Source organism: Sphingomonas adhaesiva, from assembly GCF_002374855.1.
Lineage (GTDB): Bacteria > Pseudomonadota > Alphaproteobacteria > Sphingomonadales > Sphingomonadaceae > Sphingomonas > Sphingomonas adhaesiva.
The window spans coordinates 19,937-37,514 of record NZ_NWVC01000013.1 but is presented as its reverse complement, the minus strand read 5'-3'; the positions used below and the strand labels follow the sequence as shown (position 1 = coordinate 37,514).

The window sequence follows — 17,578 nt, the reverse complement described above, 5'->3', positions numbered from 1 at the left end:
GTTGCGACAGCGCCACGGTGCTGCACAAACCCCGGCTACTCAGCGATAATGGCCCCAGCTACATCGCGGGTGAGCTGGCGGAATACATCGAGGCCCGGAAGATGAGCCATGTCCGCGGCGCCCCGTGTCATCCCCAAACCCAGGGCAAGATCGAGCGCTGGCACCAGACCCTGAAAAACCGCATCTTGCTGGAAAACTACTTCCTGCCCGGCGACCTCGAAGCCCACATCGAGGCCTTCGTCGAGCACTACAATCACCAGCGATACCACGAGAGCCTGGCCAACGTGACGCCTGCCGACGCCTACTTCGGCAGGGCTCCGGCAATCATCAAACTGCGCGAAAGGATCAAGCGACAGACCATCGAACATCGGCGCTTGCCAGCACCGCAAGTTCGCCGCCTAACATCAACCCCCTGACGAGGTCCGCACTCCGCTAATCTACGCCGCGAGTTGTGCCGAATGTTCTGACGACGGACAGGGATCGTGCCCTGTTCCCGCAACGCCGCGCGGAGCCTGTTGGCGTCGTAGCCCCGGTCGGCGATAACGCGCTTCATGCGGGCGGTGGCGTCGACCAGCAGCTCGACGCCCTTGATGTCGGAAGTGTTGCCCGGCGTCAGCGCGAGGCGGAGAGGCCGCCCGAGGAGGTCGACGAGGGCGTGGATCTTCGTCGTCCGACCGCCGCGCGAAATGCCAATGGCCTGGGCTCGAGCCCCCCCTTTGCGCCGCCGGAGCACCGGTGCGCTTTCACATAGCTGCTGTCGATCTGGCCGGTCTCGGCGATCCACCCTTCCTCGGTCAGCGCCGCCAGGATACAGTTCCACACGCCGCGTCGGCTCCAGCGGTTCCAGCGATTGTAGATGGTCGTCGAGGGACCATACTCGCTCGGGCAATCGGCCCAGCGACCGCCGCACTTCAGCATGTGCACGATACCCGATATCACCCGCCGATCATCGACCCGCCGGGCTCCCGGCTGGTTCTTCGGCAAGTGCGGCTCGATCGCTGCCCACGCCGCATCCGACAACCAGAACAACGATCCCGCCATGCCCAGAGCCTCCTCAACTGGAGACTCCCTGCATCAGCACACCGTTGCAGAATCAAGCTTCTGATTGGGTTTGGACCCTAGTCGGCGGTCCGCGCGCGAGCTCGACGCGTGGCGCCACGCGCTCGCGATGGTGACGGGTGGCCCGCGCTCACGAGAACGCCTGCAGTCCCGTCTGCGCGCGTCCGAGGATCAGCGCGTGGATGTCGTGCGTGCCCTCGTAGGTGTTGACCGCCTCGAGGTTCATGACGTGGCGGATGACGTTGTACTCGTCCGACACGCCGTTGCCGCCGTGCATGTCGCGCGCCGCGCGCGCGATCTCGAGCGCCTTCCCGCAATTGTTGCGCTTGATGAGGCTGATCGCCTCGGGTGCGAGCCTGTGAGCGTCGAGCAGCCGCCCTGCGGTGAGGCAGGCGTTCAGCCCGAGGGTGATCTCGGTCTGCATGTCGGCGAGCTTCTTCTGGAACAGCTGCGTCGCGGCGAGAGGGCGGTCGAACTGGCGACGGTCGAGGCCGTAGGCGCGCGCGGCGTGCCAGCAGGCCTCGGCCGCGCCCATGGCTCCCCAGGCGATGCCGTAGCGCGCGTTGTTGAGGCAGCCGAACGGCCCCCTCAGGCCCTCGACGCCGGGGAGGAGGCGGTCGCTGGGCACGCGCACCTCGTCCATCACGATCTCGCCCGTCACCCAGGCGCGCAGTGAGAACTTGCCGTCGATCTTGGGGGTGGTGAGCCCGACGTCGCCGCGCTCGAGCAGGAAGCCGCGGATCGCGCCGTCGTCACACTTCGCCCAGACCACGAACACGTCGGCGATCGGCGAGTTGGTGATCCACGTCTTGGCGCCGGTCAGCACGTAGTCGCCGCCCGCGGACCGCGCGCGCGTCTTCATCCCGCCCGGGTCGGATCCCGCATCGGGCTCGGTCAGTCCGAAGGCGCCGATCCACTCGCCCGCGGCCAGCTTCGGCAGGTAACGCTCGCGCTGCGCCTCTGTGCCGAAGGCGTGGATCGGGTGCATGACGAGGCTCGACTGCACGCTCATCGCCGAGCGGTAGGCCGAATCGACGCGCTCCACCTCCCGCGCAATCAGCCCGTAGGCGACGTATGACACGCCGGCGCATCCATAGCCCTCGATCGTCGGGCCGAGCAGCCCCGCCTCGCCGAAGCGGCGCATCAGGTCGCGGTCATACATCTCGCGGCGGTTCGCCTCCCGGACGATCGGCGCGAGGTGCTCCGCGGCGAAGGCGCGCGCCGAGTCGCGGACCATGCGCTCCTCGTCGGTGAGCGCCTCCTCCAGCAGGAGGGGGTCCTCCCAGACCAGCCGTGGCCAGGCTGCCGGTCGGGAACCGCGGATTTCGTGTGCCGGCACCATCGCCACCTCCATGCTCCAGATCCATATATTTTAGGCTTGAACATAATGCAAGCAATGTTGTAAACAGTTTAGACCTTGAGAGGAGTTGGCCATGAAGATTGCGTGCCTGGGCGGCGGGCCCGCCGGCCTCTACTTCGCCATCTCGATGAAGCTGCGCGATCCCGCGCACGAGGTTCACGTGCTCGAGCGCAATCCTCGCGGGGTGACGTTCGGCTGGGGGGTCGTGTTCTCGGACCAGACGGTCGCCAACCTTACCGCGAACGATCCAGAAAGCGCGGCGACGATCGCCGGCGAGTTCGCGCACTGGGACGACATCGAGGTGCACATCCGTGGCGAGTCGCAGCGCTCGTCGGGCCACGGCTTCATCGGCATCGGCCGGAAGCGGCTGCTCCAGATCCTGGAGGACCGGGCCGTCGCGCTGGGCGTTGCGCTCCACCACGGGGTCGAGTTCGGGGCGGGCCTCGCGGACTGGCGGGACTACGACCTCGTCATCGCCGCCGATGGCGTCAACAGCCGCGTCCGCGAGCGCTACGCGGATCACTTCGGCGTCGACGTGCAGGTGCGCGCGAACAAGTTCGTCTGGCTAGGCACGACCAAGACCTTCGACGCCTTCACCTTCGCCTTCGAGGAGACGGAGGCCGGCTGGATCTGGGCGCACGCCTACCGCTTCGACGACGGGCTCTCGACCTTCATCGTCGAGTGCTCGGAGGAGACGTGGCGCGGGCTGGGCTTCGACCGGATGGGGCAGGTGGACGCGATCGCGCTCTGCGAGCGCATCTTCCTCCGCCATCTGGAAGGACACCGGCTCATGTCGAACGCCGCGCACCTCGACGGGCCCGCCATGTGGCTCAACTTCCGGCGTGTGCTCTGCGAGCGCTGGGCCTACGACAAGGTCATCCTCCTGGGCGACGCGGCGCACACCGCGCACTTCTCGATCGGCTCGGGCACGAAGCTCGCGCTCGAGGACGCGATCAAGCTCGCCGAGGTGCTGAACCGGCCGGGCCTGTCTCGCGAGGCGGCGCTGGAGGAGTATCAGGCCGAGCGCACAGTCGAGGTGCTCAAGCTCCAGAACTCGGCGCGCAACTCCACCGAGTGGTTCGAGACGCTCGACCGCTACCTCGGCTTCGAGCCGGTCCAGTTCACCTACTCGCTTCTCACCCGCAGCCAGCGGATCAGCCACGAGAACCTGCGCGAGCGCGATCCCGCCTGGCTCGAGGGCGTCGAGCGCTGGTTCGCCGGGCGTGCGACGGGCCGCCCGGCGGATCAGGCGGTGCCGCCGATGTTCACCCCGCTCCGGCTGCGCGGCATGGAGCTCGCCAACCGCATCGTCGTCTCGCCCATGGCGATGTACTCGGCCGCTGACGGCGTGCCCAACGACTTCCACCTCGTGCACTACGGCGCGCGGGCGCTCGGCGGCGCCGCGCTCGTCTACACCGAGATGACCTGCGTGTCGCCCGAGGGCCGCATCAGCCCGGGCTGTCCGGGCATGTGGAACGAGGAGCAGATGCTCGCGTGGAGGCGAGTCGTCGACTTCGCGCACGAGCGCTCGGGTGCGAAGATGTGCCTGCAGATCGGGCACAGTGGCGCCAAGGGGTCGACCCGTGTGGCGTGGGAGGGGATCGACCGCCCACTGGAGGAAGGCGCCTGGGACCTGCTCGCGCCGTCCGACCTCGAGTATGCGCCCGGTAACGCCAAGCCTGCCCCGATGACGCGCGCGGCCATGGACCTGGTGCGCGACCAGTTCGTGACCGCCGCCCAGCTGGCGCATCGGGCCGGGTTCGACATGATCGAGCTCCACTGCGCGCACGGCTACCTGCTGTCGGCGTTCATCAGCCCCACGCAGAACAGGCGCGACGACGAATATGGCGGAAGCCTCGATAACCGCCTGCGCTACCCGCTCGAGGTGTTCCGTGCGATGCGCGCGGTCTGGCCCGACGAGAAGCCGATGTCGGTGCGCATCTCCGCGCACGACTGGGTCGGCGACGCCGGTGTGACGCCCGTCGAGGCGGTGGAGATCAGCCGCGCCTTCGTCGAAGCGGGCGTGGACGTGGTCGACGTCTCCTCCGGCCAGGTCACCAAGGCCGAGAAGCCGGTCTATGGGCGGATGTTCCAGACGCCGTTCTCCGACCGGATCAGGAACGAGCTCGGCGTGGCGACGATCGCGGTCGGCAACATCTTCGAGGTCGACCACGTCAACTCGATCCTCGCGGCGGGGCGCGCTGACCTGTGCGCCCTCGCCCGTCCACATCAGATGGACCCGAACTGGACGCTTCGCGCCGCCGCGCAGCAGGGGTACGCCGATCCGCCGCTGCCGCCCCAATACCAGAGCGGCTATCGTCAGCTCTCCGTCAACCTCGGCCGCGCCGCCCAGGCGGCGCTCCAGGCCTGACCGGTGGCGGGGACCGCCATGCGGCACGCTCTCGTCACGGGCGGCGGCAGCGGGATCGGCCTGGCGATCGCGCGGCGGCTCGCCGACGAGGGGTGCGCCGTCACCATCGCCGGCCGGACCCTGGCGCGCCTCGCCGAGGCGGCGCGCCTAGATTCCCGGCTGAACGCGGTCGTGTGCGACGTGTGCGATCAGGCGAGCGTCGACGCGGCGTTCGGCGCCGCGGCGGAGGCGAGGGGCCCGGTGGCGATCCTGGTGAACAACGCCGGCATCGTCCGCACGGCGCCCTTCGCGCGCCAGACGGACACCGACTGGAACGAGGCGTGGAAAACGAACGTACTGGGCGCGGTCCACGCGATCCGCGCCGTCATCGCCCCCATGCGCGCGATGCCGGAGGCGCGCATCGTCAACGTTGCGAGCACCGCGGGACAGAAGGGCTACGCCTACACGGCGGCCTACTCCGCGTCCAAGCACGCCCTGCTGGGCCTGACGCGGGTCCTGGCGACCGAGCTGGCGCGGACGGGCGTGACCGTAAACGCGGTTTGCCCGGGCTACACCGCCACCGGCATCGTCGACGACGCGGTCGCCAACATCGTCGCCAGGACGGGGCGCACCGCGGACGAGGCGCTGACCGGGTTGACCGGCGCCAATCCGCAGGGTCGCCTCGTGGATCCCCTGGAGGTCGCCGACGCGGTCGCCTGGCTGGTCGGTGACCTCGCGCGGTCGGTCACCGGGCAGACCATCTCCATCGCGGGAGGGGAGGTCGCGTGACCGCGCTCCGGAGCCCAGAGAAGCTCGGCGGCGCCCCGCACAGCAAGCAATCGCTGAGGCTGTGGCTGCGGCTCCTCTCCTGCGCGATGGTCGTCGAGAAGCGCGTCCGGCAGCGCCTGGTCGACGACTTCGACATGACCCTGCCGCGCTTCGACGTCCTCTCCGCCCTCGACCGCAGTCCCGAGGGGCTGACCATGGGCGAGCTGTCGGAACTCCTTCTCGTGTCCAACGGCAACATCACGCAGATCGTCGCGCGCCTGATCGACGACGGGCTCGTGTTGCGGTTGGCGGACGGGCCCGACCGTCGCGTCATCCGCGTGCGCCTGACCGACCGAGGCCGGGCGACCTTCGCGGCCGCGGCGGAGCGGCACGAGGGATGGATCGACCACATGATGCGCGATCTGGTCGACGACGAGATCGAGTCCCTCCTGGCGTCGCTCGACAGCGTGCGCGCCTCCATCGAACGGAACCGGATATGAGCAGCTTCGATCCCCGGGCCTATGCGCCCGAGCACTTCCTGTGGCGCTTCGAGGACGGAGTCGCGACCGTCACTCTGAACCGGCCCGAGCGCAAGAACCCGCTCACCTTCGAGAGCTATGCCGAGCTGCGCGGCGTGTTTCGCGGACTCGTATACGCGGAGGCCGTCAAGGCGGTGGTCGTCACCGGCGCGGGCGGCAACTTCAGCTCGGGCGGCGACGTCCACGAGATCATCGGGCCGCTGACGGAGATGGACATGCCCGGCTTGCTCGCCTTCACGCGCATGACGGGCGATCTGGTGAAGGCGATGCGAGTTTGTCCGCAGCCCGTCATCGCGGCGCTGGACGGCGTGTGCGTGGGCGCGGGCGCGATCATGGCGATGGCGTCCGACCTCCGGCTCGCGACGCCGCGCACCAAGACCGCGTTCCTGTTCACGCGCGTGGGCCTCGCGGGCTGCGACATGGGCGCTTGCGCGATCCTGCCGCGGATCATCGGCCAGGGTCGGGCGAGCGAGCTGCTCTTCACCGGCCGAGTGATGACCGCGGAGGAGGGCGAGCGGTGGGGCTTCCACAACCGGCTGGTCGAGCCGGACGCGCTGGAGCAGGCTGCGGACACGCTCGCGCGCGAGTTGGTCGCCGGGCCGACCTTCGCGCACGGGATCACCAAGACGCAGCTCAACCACGAGTGGAACGTGAGCCTCGACACCGCGATCGAGATGGAGGCGCAGGCGCAGGCGATCTGCATGCGGACGCAGGACTTCCGTCGCGCGTTCGAGGCGTTCGCGGCGAAGCGTGCGCCGGTGTTCGAAGGGAACTGACGCGTGGCTGACCGGACCTTCCTCGACTGGCCCTTCTTCGATGACGGCCACCGCCGCCTCGCCGACGACCTCGACGCCTGGTGCGCGGCCGAGCTGTCGCACCACCATGGCGACGACGTGGACGCCGAGTGCCGCGCGCTCGTCGCGAAGCTCGGGCGGGCGGGGTGGCTGCGCTACTGCGTGCCGGCGGCCTATGGGGGCGTCCACGAGCAACTCGACGTGCGCTCGCTGTCGCTGATCCGCGAGACGCTGGCGCGGCACTCGGGGCTCGCCGACTTCGCCTTCGCGATGCAGGGGCTGGGCACCGGCACGATCAGCCTGTTCGGCACCGAGGAGCAGAAGGCCCGCTACCTGCCGCCGGTGGCGCGCGGCGAGCGCATCGCCGCCTTCGCACTGACCGAGCCGGGGTCCGGGTCGGACGCCGCCGCCATGACGACCACCGCCGAGCCGCACGGCGACGGCTGGCGGGTGAATGGCGCCAAGACCTACATCTCCAACGGTGGCATCGCCAACCATTACGTCCTATTCGCGCGGACGGGCTACGCGCCAGGCGCCAAGGGTGTGTCGGCCTTCATCGTCGACGCCGACGCGCGGGGGCTGGAGGTGGCCGAGCGGATCGACGTGCTGGCGCCGCACCCGCTGGCGACCTTGCACTTCCGCGACATGGTCCTGCCCGGCGACGCGTTGCTGGGCGAGCGGGGGCGCGGCTTCGCGGAGGCGATGGCGACGCTGGACGTGTTCCGCACCACGGTCGGCGCGGCGTCGCTCGGCTTCGCGCGGCGCGCGCTCGACGAGGCGACGGCGCGGGCGCGCGCGCGGCGGCTCGGCGCGGGGACGCTCGCCGAGAACGCGGTGACGCAGGCCAGGCTCGCCGACATGGTGCTCGACGTCGAGACCGCGGCCCTGCTCGTCTATCGCGCCGGCTGGCTGCGCGACGTGCCCGGCCGGCGCAACACGCGTGAGGCGGCGCTCGCCAAGCTCCACGCCACCGACGGCGCGCAGCGCGTGGTCGACGCGGCGGTGCAGATGTTCGGGGGCGACGGCGTGCGGCGCGGCGAGGTGGTGGAGAGCCTGTATCGCGACGTCCGGGCGCTGCGCATCTACGAGGGCGCGTCGGAGGTGCAGAGGGTCGTGATCGCGCGGGCGCACCTTGCGGGTGACGGCGCGTGACGTTCCGCGCGAGCCATCCGCTGCGCTTCGCGCACTGCGACCCGGCCGGGATAGCCTACTATCCGCGCTACCTGGAGATCTGCGACGCAGCGGTCGAGGACTGGACCGCCGAGGTCCTGGGGGTGCCGCGGCGCGTCCTGCACCTCGACATGGCGCTGGCGTTGCCGACGGTGAAGCTGGAGGCAGAGTTCACCGCGGTCAGCAGGCTCGGCGACCTGCTCGACATCGCGCTCGACGTAGTGGCGGTGGGCCGCACCTCCGTCGACCTGCATGCCGCGGTCACGAGCCGCGGAAGGGAGCGCTTCGCCGTCGGCTACAGGCAGGTTCTGGTCGAGATGCCCGAGGGCACCTCGCGGCCCTGGCCGGAGGAGTGGCGGGTCCGATTGGAGAGGGAGATGGCTTCGTGACCGTTCACCGTACACTGCTGCCGCCCGGGTGGTCTCGTCCCCGGGGCTACGCCAACGGCGTCGTGGCGCGCGGCACGCTCGTCTTCACCGGCGGGGTCGTGGGCTGGGACGCCGACGAGCGCTTCGTGTCCGCGGACCTGGCGGGCCAGTTCCGCCAGGTGCTGGTTAACACGCTTGCGATCCTCTCGGAGGGCGGGGCGGGCCCCGAGCACGTGACGCGCATGACCTGGTACGTCCTCGACCGCGACGAGTACGCTCGCGAGCTTCCCGCGATCGGCTCGGCCTACCGCGAACTGTTCGGCCGCAACTTTCCGGCGATGGCGGTGGTCCAGGTGATCGCCCTGGTCGACCCGCGCGCGCGCATCGAGATCGAGACGACGGCCGTCGTGCCGGATCCGTCATGACCTCGCACCTCGACACCTTCGTGCTCGACCGGCTGCCGGCGCCTGGGCTGCAACCGCGGTTCCTCTTCGACCTGCCGGAGCTCGACTACCCCGGCGAGCTGAATGCGGCGGTCGAGCTGCTTGCCGGGAAGGATCCGGACGCGCTCGCCGTGGTCAACGACGCGGGGCGCTGGACCTATGGCCAGATCGGCGACCTGTCCGACCGCATCGCCCGCCTCCTCGTCGAGGAGGAGGGGCTCGTGCCGGGCAACCGCGTCCTCCTGCGCGGTCCGAACACCGCCATGCTCTTCGCCGCCTGGGCTGGCGTGCTGAAGGCCGGCGGCGTGGTGGTCGCCACGATGCCGATCCTGCGGTCGGGCGAGATCGCCACGATCATGGAGCGGGCGCGGATCGACCATGCGGTGGTCGACCTCCGCTGCCTGGAGGACTTCGAGGGAGCGGCGCGGCTGACCGGCCTCGCCCGCCAGCCACTGGTCTACGACGGCGATGCGGGTGTCGGTGCGCTGGAGAGCAGGTTGCGGGCCGTGCGGGGCGGCTTCGCGCCCGTCGCGACGGCGAGCGACGATCCTGCCCTGATCGCCTTCACGTCCGGTACGACGGGTCAGCCGAAGGGCTGCGTGCACTACCACCGGGACATCCTGGCGGTGGCGGACACATTCGCGCGGCACCTCCTCGCGCCGGCGGTGGGCGACCGCTGGACGTGCTCCGCCCCGATCGCCTTCACCTTCGGGCTGGGCATGCTCCTCATCTTCCCTTGGCGCTTCGGCGGCACCGCGGTCACGGTCGAGCAGGCGACGCCCAGGGCGCTGCTCGAAAGCGCCGTGCGGCACCGTGCGACGGTGCTGGCCACCGCCCCAACCGCATACAAGGCCATGCTGGCGCTGTTGCCGGGTCAGGACCTCTCGGCGCTGCGAACCTGCGTCTCGGCGGGGGAGCACCTCCCGGCCGCGACGTGGCAGGCCTGGCGGGACGCGACCGGGCTCCGGATCGTGAACGGGATCGGCGCGACCGAGATGATGCACGTCTTCGTGTCGGCCGCCGGCGACGACATCCGCCCCGGTTCGACCGGCCGGGCGGTGCCCGGCTACGAGGCGGTAGTGCTGGACGGGCGGGATCAGCCGATGGCGGCCGGGACCGGCCGCCTGGCTGTCCGCGGGCCGACGGGCTGCCGCTACTTCGACGACCCGCGTCAGGGCAAGTACGTGGTCGGCGGTTGGAACGTCACCGGCGACACCTGCCGCCTCGATGGGGACGGCTACTTCTGGTATCTGGCGCGCTCGGACGACATGATCGTCTCCTCGGGATACAACATCGCCGCGCCCGAGGTCGAGAACGCCCTCCACGCCCATCCGGCGGTGCAGGAATGCGCGGTGGTCGGCGTACCGTGCGAGGAGCGCGGCCAGAAGGTGAAGGCCTTCGTGGTGCCGCGGGAGGATCGGCGGCCGGATGCCGAGCTCGCCGGCATCCTGAAGGACCACGTCAAGGCGACGATCGCACCCTACAAGTACCCGCGCGAGATCGAGTTCGTCGACGCGCTCCCGAAGACCGCGTCGGGCAAGGTCCAGCGCGCGGTGCTGCGCCAGCGGGGCTGACGGGGGGCGCCGCGTTGCGCCGCCAGCCGCCCCCGGGCAGTGCGTGAGGGTTCACGTCGCCCGTTGCGCCATCCGGTCGGGTCCTCGCCGCGGCTGCACCCATCATCCGCCCGCCGCGGTCTCGTCTTCCGGTGTCCGTCGGGATTCCGGGTCGATGGGCCCGCCGTGCCCGTGAGCGCCGTCGATCAAGGCGGGTCACCGAAGGCTTCCGGCGCCGCGGTCTTCATCGATGCGAGGCGCCGGAGGATCGCCGCCGGGCGGGGCCAGCCCGCCCCGGCGGCGTTGCCTCAGAAGCTCACCCGGAACCGCGCGCCGTAGGTGCGCGGCGGCGCGATGGCGCTGGTGGTCCAGCCGTCGACGAAGGGCGACTGCGTGCCGCCGCCGCCGGTGTAGATCACCTCGTTGGTCAGGTTCCTGACGAACGCCCCGATCAGCCACCGGTCCCCGGCCGGGCGGTAGCTGAGCGAGAGGGAGACGTTCACGTAGCCGTCGGCGCGCTGCGAGGGCAGGAAGTCGGTCGTGAGGTAGCGGCTCGTCGCGAACGCCGCGTCCGCGTCGAAGGCGAGCGTCCCTCCGGCGAGATCGACTTCCTGCCCGAAGCCCACCGCCCCGGACCACCTCGGCGATCGGATCAGGGTCTTGCCCGAGCAGTCGACCGTGACGATGCCGCCCGCGTTCGGTGCCGAGATCGCGCAGGTGGTGCGCTGCGGGCTGACGAAGGCCGCGGGCTGCTGGACCAGATACTCGCGGTACTCGGCGTCGAGGTACTCGACGGACCCCCTGAGCGTGCCGCCCCGCCAGGGCTTGGCGATCACGTTCAAGTTGCCGCCGAGCACCCTGGCCTTACCGGCGTTCTGGGTGGCGATCGAGACCAGGCCCGCGCCGTCGAAGGCATTCCCCGAGAGCTGGAGGTTGTTGTAGTCGAGATAGAAGGCCTCCGCGTTCACCTGCAGGCGGTTGTCGAGGAACCGGTTCTTGATGCCCAGCGTGTAGGCCGTGACCGTCTCCGGCCGGAACGGGTTGAGCTCCGTCGGGGTGGTGAGGCTCACCGCCTGGTTGAAGCCGCCGGCCTTGAAGCCGGTGCTGACGTCGCCGAACAGGAGGCTGCGCTCCGCGAGGTCGGCCTCGAAGCCCGCCTTCCACGTCACGCGCTCGAACGTGACCGCGCTGTCGTAGAAGCCGGGGGCTTGGTTCACGAGCGGGCAGAGCGAGCCCGGCGCGGCGCCCGTCTCGGGGAGGCACGGGGCGGGCGGGAGCCCGGTCACGGCGGCGGGGACGGTGATGGAGGGCGAGATCGCCTGCACCTGGAAGTTCGAGGCGCCTCGCTTGTCGCGCGTGTAGCGCACGCCGCCTGTGAGCCGGACGCCGTCAAGGACTCCCCAGGTGGCCTGCCCGAAGGCCGCGAGCGCCTCCGTGCTAAGGTCGAGGCTGTTCCGCGTGCTGAGGATCGGGCCCCCGCGTAGCACGAAGTCGGTCGACTGGTCCTCCTTGAACCCGTAGGCGCCCACGACCCAGTCAAGGCGCTCAGTGTCGCCCGACAGCCGGATTTCGAGCGAGTACTGGTCCGAGGTCTCGCCATCGGCCCGCTCGCCGGCGGGACCATAGCGTCCGCCGAGGCTGTAGAGGAAATTCGTCGGCACCGTGATGCGCGTCTCCGTGCGTCGGTAGCCGGGGATCGCCGTCAGCGTGACGCCTCCCAGGTCGTAGTCGAGCTGGGCCTGTCCGGCGTATGAGTCGACGTCCTGGAAGAGCTCGTAGTCCTTGGGGTTGGCCAGCAGGAACGGGGGCGGGGACTGCCCGCCTGAGGCGGCGAAGGCGTCGGCCGCCGCCTTGATGAAGAGGTCGCCGGCCACGTCGGACGTGTTCCCGGTCCACGGGGACAGCGCTGGGGGAGCTGGGATGATCGTCAGGCCCGGTCCCCGCCCGCCTAGGTGCGTGTAGCTCGCGAGCGCCCGTACGGTCAGCCGGTCCCCCAGCTCGAACCTGGTCTGTAGGCGGACCGACTGGTGCTTGTCGTCGTCGCTCCCGTCGCTCAGGTAGCCATCGCGCGAGGTCAACTGGTAGGACAGGCGCAGCGCCCCCCTGCCGCCGAGCGGCGCGTTCACTGCGCCCTCAATGCCGAGGAGGTCGTAGTTGCCGACCGTTCCCTCGGCGTAGCCTGAGAGTTCGCCGAGTCGCGGCTGGGCGGTGAGGAGGTTCAGCGCCCCTCCGCTCGCATTGCGGCCATAGAGCGTGCCCTGGGGCCCCCGGAGCACCTCGACCCGCTCGAGGTCGAAGAGGTTGCCCGAGATCGCCTGCGGGCGCGAGATCGCGACACCGTCGAGGCTGGTGACCACGGCCGGGTTCGCGACGGCGGTGACGCCGAAGTCGCCGACGCCGCGGACGTAGATCTGCGTGGTGGCGCCGCCGCTGACCTGGACGCCCGGCACGACCTTCGTGATGTCGTCCGGGTTCGAGACGCCGACGTTGCGGAGCTGCTCGCCGCCCAGCACCTCGATCGACAGGGCCGTCCGCTGGGCGTCCTCGGTGCGACGCTGCGCGGTGACGACGATGTCGCCTATGCCCTGCGCGTTCGCCTCGGCCGACGCGGGCGGCGACTCGGTCTGCTGGGCGTGCACGCAGCAGGGCGCCGATACGGCGCACACGACGGTGCACAGGCGCACCAATTTGCTCTTCCTCATGATAACCTCCCCATGGATGATGCTCGCCTCCGCTGGCGGGAGGTCTGCCGACTCGGACACTCGCTCAGGCGGTGCTCACGGCGCGCCTCCTCTCGGTTGAGGTGCCGCGGTCGACGCGCCGGTCACGGGAACGTCCCCTCGGGAAGCTCGGCGAGGAGGGATGCCGTGCGGCGCACGTGCGTCCGCATCGCCTGCTCGGCGCGGTCGTGGTCTCCGGCGATAACGGCCCGGAGCACGGCGACGTGGTCCTCCCGCGACAGGCGCCAGTTCCTGGGCGACATGATCTGGAAGAACCGCGTGCGGAGTTCGGGCAGCTGCAGGTGTGTCAGGGTGCGGCGTGCGACGTCGCCGCCGCCGGCCGAGGCGATCAGCTGGTGCAGACGCTCGTTGGCGTCGATGAGCGTGAGCGGGTCGGACTCGGCACAACGCGCCTCCTCGTCCCGGAGGGCAGCGAGCAGCGCAGCCGGGCAGCCCCGCTCCGCCACCCTGCGGGCGGCGCGCCGGGCGGCCAGCCCTTCGACCAGCTCCCGCATCTCGAAGACCTCGGCGACCATCGCCCTGGACGCCCTCGAGACGACGGCGCCCTTGTTCCGCTCGATGGTCACGAGGCCCTGGGCGGAGAGCAGGCGCAGCGCCTCGCGGACCGGTCCGCGCCCGAGCCCCAGCAGCCGCGCCAGCTCCGGCTCGACGAGCCTCTGGCCAGGCCCGAACCGCGAGTCGCGGATCGCCGCGCTGATCGCGCTGGCTGCCCTCTCGGCGGCCGCGCGCCCCTCGGGCGGCTGCTCCTTGCTCTCCATATCGGGTATGTTCTCGCTCCGGGCCGAAATGATCCGGTTGACATTGCTTACATGATTGCTAACATTTCCGTCAACAACACAGGAGAGCGACCATGCAGACGGCAAGCGTCCCGGCGGGAATCGCCGAACGGCGGACACGCGCCTGGGCACCGTACATCGACGCCAAGCTCGGCTTCCGTAACCACTGGTATCCCGTCCGCCTGTCCGCTGAGGTCGCCGAGGCGAGCCCGGTGCCGGTCCAGCTGCTGGGCGAGAAGGTGCTGCTCAACCGGGTCGACGGCGTCGTCCACGCCATCGCCGACCGCTGCCTGCACCGAGGCGTGACCCTGTCGGACAAGGTCGAGTGCTACTCCAAGGCCACGATCTCCTGCTGGTATCACGGCTGGACCTACCGCTGGGACAACGGGAAGCTCGTCGACATCCTCACCAACCCGACGAGCGTCCAGATCGGTCGGCACGCGCTCAAGACCTACCCGGTGCGCGAGGAGAAGGGGCTGGTCTTCCTGTTCGTCGGCGATCAGGAACCGCACGACCTGGCGGAGGACGTGCCCCCGGGCTTCCTCGATGCCGACCTGGCCGTCCACGGGCAGCACCGGGTGGTCGACGCCAACTGGCGCATGGGTGTCGAGAATGGCTTCGACGCGGGCCACGTCTTCATCCACAAGTCGTCCATCCTGCTCGACGGGAACGATATCGCGCTCCCGCTGGGCTTCGCGCCCGGCGATCCCGAACAGCTGACGCGGTCGGTCACCGGCGAGGGGGCGCCCAAGGGCGTGTTCGACCTCCTCGGCGAGCACAGCGTGCCGATCTTCGAGGCGACGATCGAGGGCCAGCCGGCGATCCAAGGTCACATGGGCAGCAAGATGGTCGCGATCAGCATCTCGGTCTGGCTGCCCGGCGTGCTGAAGGTCGACCCGTTCCCCGACCCCACGCTCACCCAGTTCGAGTGGTACGTGCCGATCGACGAGGGGCGCCACCTCTACCTCCAGATGCTCGGCCGCCGAGTCGGCTCGGAGGAGGAGGCGCGGTCGTTCGAGGCCGAGTTCCGCGAGAAGTGGGTCGAGCTTGCGCTGAACGGGTTCAACGACGACGACATCCTCGCGCGCCGGTCGATGGAGCCGTTCTACGCCGACGACCGCGGCTGGCGCGAGGAGGTGCTGTTCGAGTCGGACCGCGCGATCATCGAGTGGCGGCGGCTCGCCAGCCAGTACAACCGCGGCATCCAGACGAGGGACGTCCGATGACCGGCGTCGACAGCTACCGGGTGAACCAGCTCGTCCAGGAGCTGTTCGCGGACCCGGCCAACCTGGAGGCGTTCGCGAACGACCGCGAAGCGCTCTACGACCGCTACGGCCTGTCGCGCGAACAGCGGGCGGCGATCGACGCCGGCGGGCAGGAGGCCCTGACCGGGGCGGGTCTCCACCCGGTGCTCCAGATGCACCACTTCATGGCGACGAACCCGGCCGCGCCCGACTTCGTGTCGATCAAGGCCTACCGCGGACTGGTGAAGGGTCATGGCTGAGCTCGTCGGCGCCTTCGCGACATCCCACGTCCTTTTCGGCTCGCCCGTGGGCGACGACCAGGCGCTGCGCGTCGTGGACGGGATGAACGAGATCGGACGGCGCGTGCGCGCGCTTGATCCCGACCTCCTCGTCGTGGTCGGATCCGACCACCTCTTCAACATCACGACCAAGCTGCAGCCGCCGTTCACCGTCGGCGTCTCGGATACCTTCACACCCTTCGGGGACATGGACATCGAACGCCGGCCGTTCCCCGGGCACCGCGCGTTCGCCCAGGCCCTCTGCCGCCGCGCGGCCGACAGCTTCGACCTGGCACAGGCGGAAGAGCTTCGCCCGGACCACGGCGTCATGGTGCCCCTGATGTTTGTCAACCCCGAAGGCACGACGCCCGTGGTGCCGCTGCTGGTCAACACGAACATGGATCCGGCGCCGTCGCCCGCGCGCTGCGCGGCGCTCGGCGAGGTCGTGGCGCGGACCGTGGCCGAGGACCTGCCGGCCGAAGTCCGCGTAGTGGCGCTGGCGACCGGTGGCCTCAGCCACTGGATCAACCTACCCCGCCACGGCGAGGTCAACGCGGCGTTCGACGAGCGCGTCATCGAGGCCCTCGCCTCTGGTGACCTCGGCGACCTGTCCGGCATGGGCGTGCCCGAGCTGCTCGACCAGGCGGGCAACGGCGGCCTCGAGATCGTGAACTGGATCATGGTGGCGGCGATGGCGGCCGGCCGCGGCTGGCGCGGCGAGCGGATCTACTACGAGCCGATGCCGCAGTGGATGACGGGGATGGGCGGCATGGCGTTCCGCTAGCCGCGCGGCGTCCGGCTCGGGCGCGAGGCCAACGAGGATTGGAGGTTCTGATGCAGACGGTTCAGGAGGCCGGCCGGCGGGCCGACGCCGGCGGGATAGACACGTTCTACCTCGAGGAGGGGGCCGGACCCCCGATCGTGCTCATCCACGGCGGCGGTGCCGGCGCGGACAGCTGGGGCAACTGGCGCAACGTCATCCCCCGCCTCTCGAGTGATCGCCGGGTGATCGCGGTCGACATGGTCGGCTTCGGCCACACCGCCAAGCCGAACGGCGACTTCGTCTACTCGCAGCCGGCGCGCGTGCGGCACATGATCGCGTTCCTGGACGCGCTCGACGTCGGTCCGGCGACGCTGGTGGGCAACTCCATGGGCGGCGCGACGGCGATCGGCGTCGCGGTCGAGCGTCCCGATCTCGTCTCCAAGCTCATCCTCATGGGGAGCGCCGGCCTGGTCACGCGCATCGATCCCGCGCTGGCACCGATCCTGAAGTACGACTTCACGCGCGAAGGCATGGTGCGGCTCGTGCGGGCGCTGACGACCGACAGCTTCCGAATCGACGACGAGATGATCGACTACCGATACGAACTCTCCGTCCAGGACGACACGCGGCGCGCATACTCCGCCACGATGGCGTGGATCGCCGAGCAGGGCGGCCTCTTCTGGGAGGAGGACTACATCCGCCGGATCAGCGTGCCCACGCTGGTCGTGAACGGCAAGTGCGACAAGGTCGTGCCGGTCGGCCAGGCGTATCGCTTCCTGGAGCTCATCGACAACAGCTGGGGCTACCTGATCCCGGACTGCGGGCACTGGGCGATGATCGAGCACCCCGACGACTTCGCGCGCATCACGAGGAGCTTCGCCGATGCGTGATGGTCCGCCCCCGTGCCGCCGTGCGGCCGGCCGGCACGCCCCGCGAGGCTGATCGTGTCGGAGACCATCCGGCTCCGCTTCGTGGCTGCAGACGGCGCGGCGAGGGAGGTCGACGTGCCGCCGACGGGTTCGCTGATGGAGGCGGCGGTCCGCAACGGCGTCGACGGCATCGTTGCGCAGTGCGGGGGCGCCTGCGCCTGCGCGACATGCCACGTCATTGTCCCGGTGGACTGGTTCTCCAGGCTGCCCCCGCCCGACGAGGCCGAGACCGACATGCTCGAGTGCGTGGAGGAGCCGCGGCCGACTTCGCGCCTGTCGTGCCAGATCCGCCTCTCCGCTGCGCTCGACGGACTCGCCGTGAACCTGCCCGCCAGTCAGCTCTGAGGCCGGGCTCGGAGGACCCCGAGCCGCCCGCCGCGCCGTCGGGATCCCTGGTCGGGATGCTCCCGTCGTCCGATCGGGCGGGTGGAGTGGGCGAGGGC

At 70.2% G+C, this 17,578-nt stretch carries 16 protein-coding genes and 2 pseudogenes; 14 read left to right on the top strand and 4 right to left on the bottom strand.

Going from position 1 to position 17,578, the window contains the following annotated elements; genetic code table 11:
• Positions 1 to 402, top strand: a pseudogene (locus COA07_RS16525) (integrase core domain-containing protein); the annotation flags it as partial.
• A gap of 37 nt (positions 403 to 439) precedes the next feature.
• On the opposite strand, the pseudogene COA07_RS18655 reads toward COA07_RS16525, so the two are convergent.
• Together COA07_RS18655 and COA07_RS16510 are read right to left on the bottom strand one after the other, a co-directional pair.
• Positions 440 to 1,041: pseudogene (locus tag COA07_RS18655) on the bottom strand (IS5 family transposase); the annotation flags it as partial.
• Between the two features lie 148 nt (positions 1,042 to 1,189).
• Complete coding sequence (locus COA07_RS16510; RefSeq protein WP_066711745.1) at positions 1,190 to 2,401, bottom strand: acyl-CoA dehydrogenase; 1,212 nt, start codon at positions 2,399 to 2,401, stop codon at positions 1,190 to 1,192.
• Between the two features lie 91 nt (positions 2,402 to 2,492).
• Here COA07_RS16510 and COA07_RS16505 point away from each other — a divergent pair, with 91 nt between their 5' ends.
• The 8 genes from COA07_RS16505 to COA07_RS16470 are packed head-to-tail and all read left to right on the top strand — an operon-like array spanning position 2,493 to position 10,425.
• The gene (locus COA07_RS16505) at positions 2,493 to 4,790 is read left to right on the top strand and encodes a bifunctional salicylyl-CoA 5-hydroxylase/oxidoreductase (protein ID WP_066711740.1); all 2,298 of its coding nucleotides are present in this window, start codon (positions 2,493 to 2,495) and stop codon (positions 4,788 to 4,790) included.
• 18 nt (positions 4,791 to 4,808) lie between these two features.
• Positions 4,809 to 5,558 carry an SDR family NAD(P)-dependent oxidoreductase gene (locus COA07_RS16500; protein WP_096641343.1) on the top strand — a complete coding sequence of 250 codons (750 nt, stop codon included), beginning with the start codon at positions 4,809 to 4,811 and terminating at the stop codon, positions 5,556 to 5,558.
• A complete protein-coding gene (locus tag COA07_RS16495) occupies positions 5,555 to 6,037 on the top strand; it encodes a MarR family winged helix-turn-helix transcriptional regulator (RefSeq protein WP_066711742.1) in 483 nt (160 codons plus the stop codon). Before COA07_RS16500 ends, COA07_RS16495 begins: the two co-directional genes overlap by 4 nt.
• The gene (locus COA07_RS16490; protein WP_066711743.1) at positions 6,034 to 6,852 is read left to right on the top strand and encodes an enoyl-CoA hydratase family protein; all 819 of its coding nucleotides are present in this window, start codon (positions 6,034 to 6,036) and stop codon (positions 6,850 to 6,852) included. The genes COA07_RS16495 and COA07_RS16490 overlap by 4 nt, the downstream gene beginning before the upstream one ends.
• 3 nt (positions 6,853 to 6,855) lie before the next feature.
• On the top strand, positions 6,856 to 8,022 hold the full coding sequence (locus COA07_RS16485) for an acyl-CoA dehydrogenase family protein (RefSeq protein WP_096641342.1): 1,167 nt from the start codon (positions 6,856 to 6,858) through the stop codon (positions 8,020 to 8,022).
• Positions 8,019 to 8,429, top strand: coding sequence for an acyl-CoA thioesterase (locus COA07_RS16480; protein WP_066711538.1), 411 nt, complete (start codon positions 8,019 to 8,021; stop codon positions 8,427 to 8,429). Before COA07_RS16485 ends, COA07_RS16480 begins: the two co-directional genes overlap by 4 nt.
• On the top strand, positions 8,426 to 8,833 hold the full coding sequence (locus COA07_RS16475; RefSeq protein WP_066711537.1) for a RidA family protein: 408 nt from the start codon (positions 8,426 to 8,428) through the stop codon (positions 8,831 to 8,833). The genes COA07_RS16480 and COA07_RS16475 overlap by 4 nt, the downstream gene beginning before the upstream one ends.
• Complete coding sequence (locus COA07_RS16470) at positions 8,830 to 10,425, top strand: AMP-binding protein (protein WP_066711536.1); 1,596 nt, start codon at positions 8,830 to 8,832, stop codon at positions 10,423 to 10,425. Before COA07_RS16475 ends, COA07_RS16470 begins: the two co-directional genes overlap by 4 nt.
• Before the next feature lie 287 nt (positions 10,426 to 10,712).
• Here the strand turns inward: COA07_RS16470 and COA07_RS16465 are convergent, their stop codons facing one another.
• Together COA07_RS16465 and COA07_RS16460 are read right to left on the bottom strand one after the other, a co-directional pair.
• Positions 10,713 to 13,106 carry a TonB-dependent receptor gene (locus COA07_RS16465; protein ID WP_141396564.1) on the bottom strand — a complete coding sequence of 798 codons (2,394 nt, stop codon included), beginning with the start codon at positions 13,104 to 13,106 and terminating at the stop codon, positions 10,713 to 10,715.
• A gap of 122 nt (positions 13,107 to 13,228) precedes the next feature.
• Positions 13,229 to 13,903, bottom strand: coding sequence for a GntR family transcriptional regulator (locus COA07_RS16460; RefSeq protein WP_066711534.1), 675 nt, complete (start codon positions 13,901 to 13,903; stop codon positions 13,229 to 13,231).
• A gap of 92 nt (positions 13,904 to 13,995) precedes the next feature.
• Between COA07_RS16460 and COA07_RS16455 the strand changes: the two genes are divergently transcribed.
• Genes COA07_RS16455 through COA07_RS16435 form a run of 5 tightly spaced genes read left to right on the top strand, consistent with a single transcriptional unit; the run spans position 13,996 to position 17,480 of the window.
• On the top strand, positions 13,996 to 15,147 hold the full coding sequence (locus tag COA07_RS16455) for an aromatic ring-hydroxylating dioxygenase subunit alpha (RefSeq protein ID WP_066711533.1): 1,152 nt from the start codon (positions 13,996 to 13,998) through the stop codon (positions 15,145 to 15,147).
• Entirely contained in the window at positions 15,144 to 15,425 is a 282-nt protein-coding gene (locus tag COA07_RS16450) for a subunit of meta cleavage enzyme (RefSeq protein ID WP_011607920.1), read from the top strand. The genes COA07_RS16455 and COA07_RS16450 overlap by 4 nt, the downstream gene beginning before the upstream one ends.
• Entirely contained in the window at positions 15,418 to 16,227 is an 810-nt protein-coding gene (locus tag COA07_RS16445) for a DODA-type extradiol aromatic ring-opening family dioxygenase (RefSeq protein ID WP_011607921.1), read from the top strand. Before COA07_RS16450 ends, COA07_RS16445 begins: the two co-directional genes overlap by 8 nt.
• A 50-nt stretch (positions 16,228 to 16,277) precedes the next feature.
• On the top strand, positions 16,278 to 17,096 hold the full coding sequence (locus COA07_RS16440) for an alpha/beta fold hydrolase (RefSeq protein ID WP_066713165.1): 819 nt from the start codon (positions 16,278 to 16,280) through the stop codon (positions 17,094 to 17,096).
• A gap of 54 nt (positions 17,097 to 17,150) precedes the next feature.
• Entirely contained in the window at positions 17,151 to 17,480 is a 330-nt protein-coding gene (locus tag COA07_RS16435; protein WP_011607923.1) for a 2Fe-2S iron-sulfur cluster-binding protein, read from the top strand.
• Positions 17,481 to 17,578 lie beyond the last annotated feature (98 nt).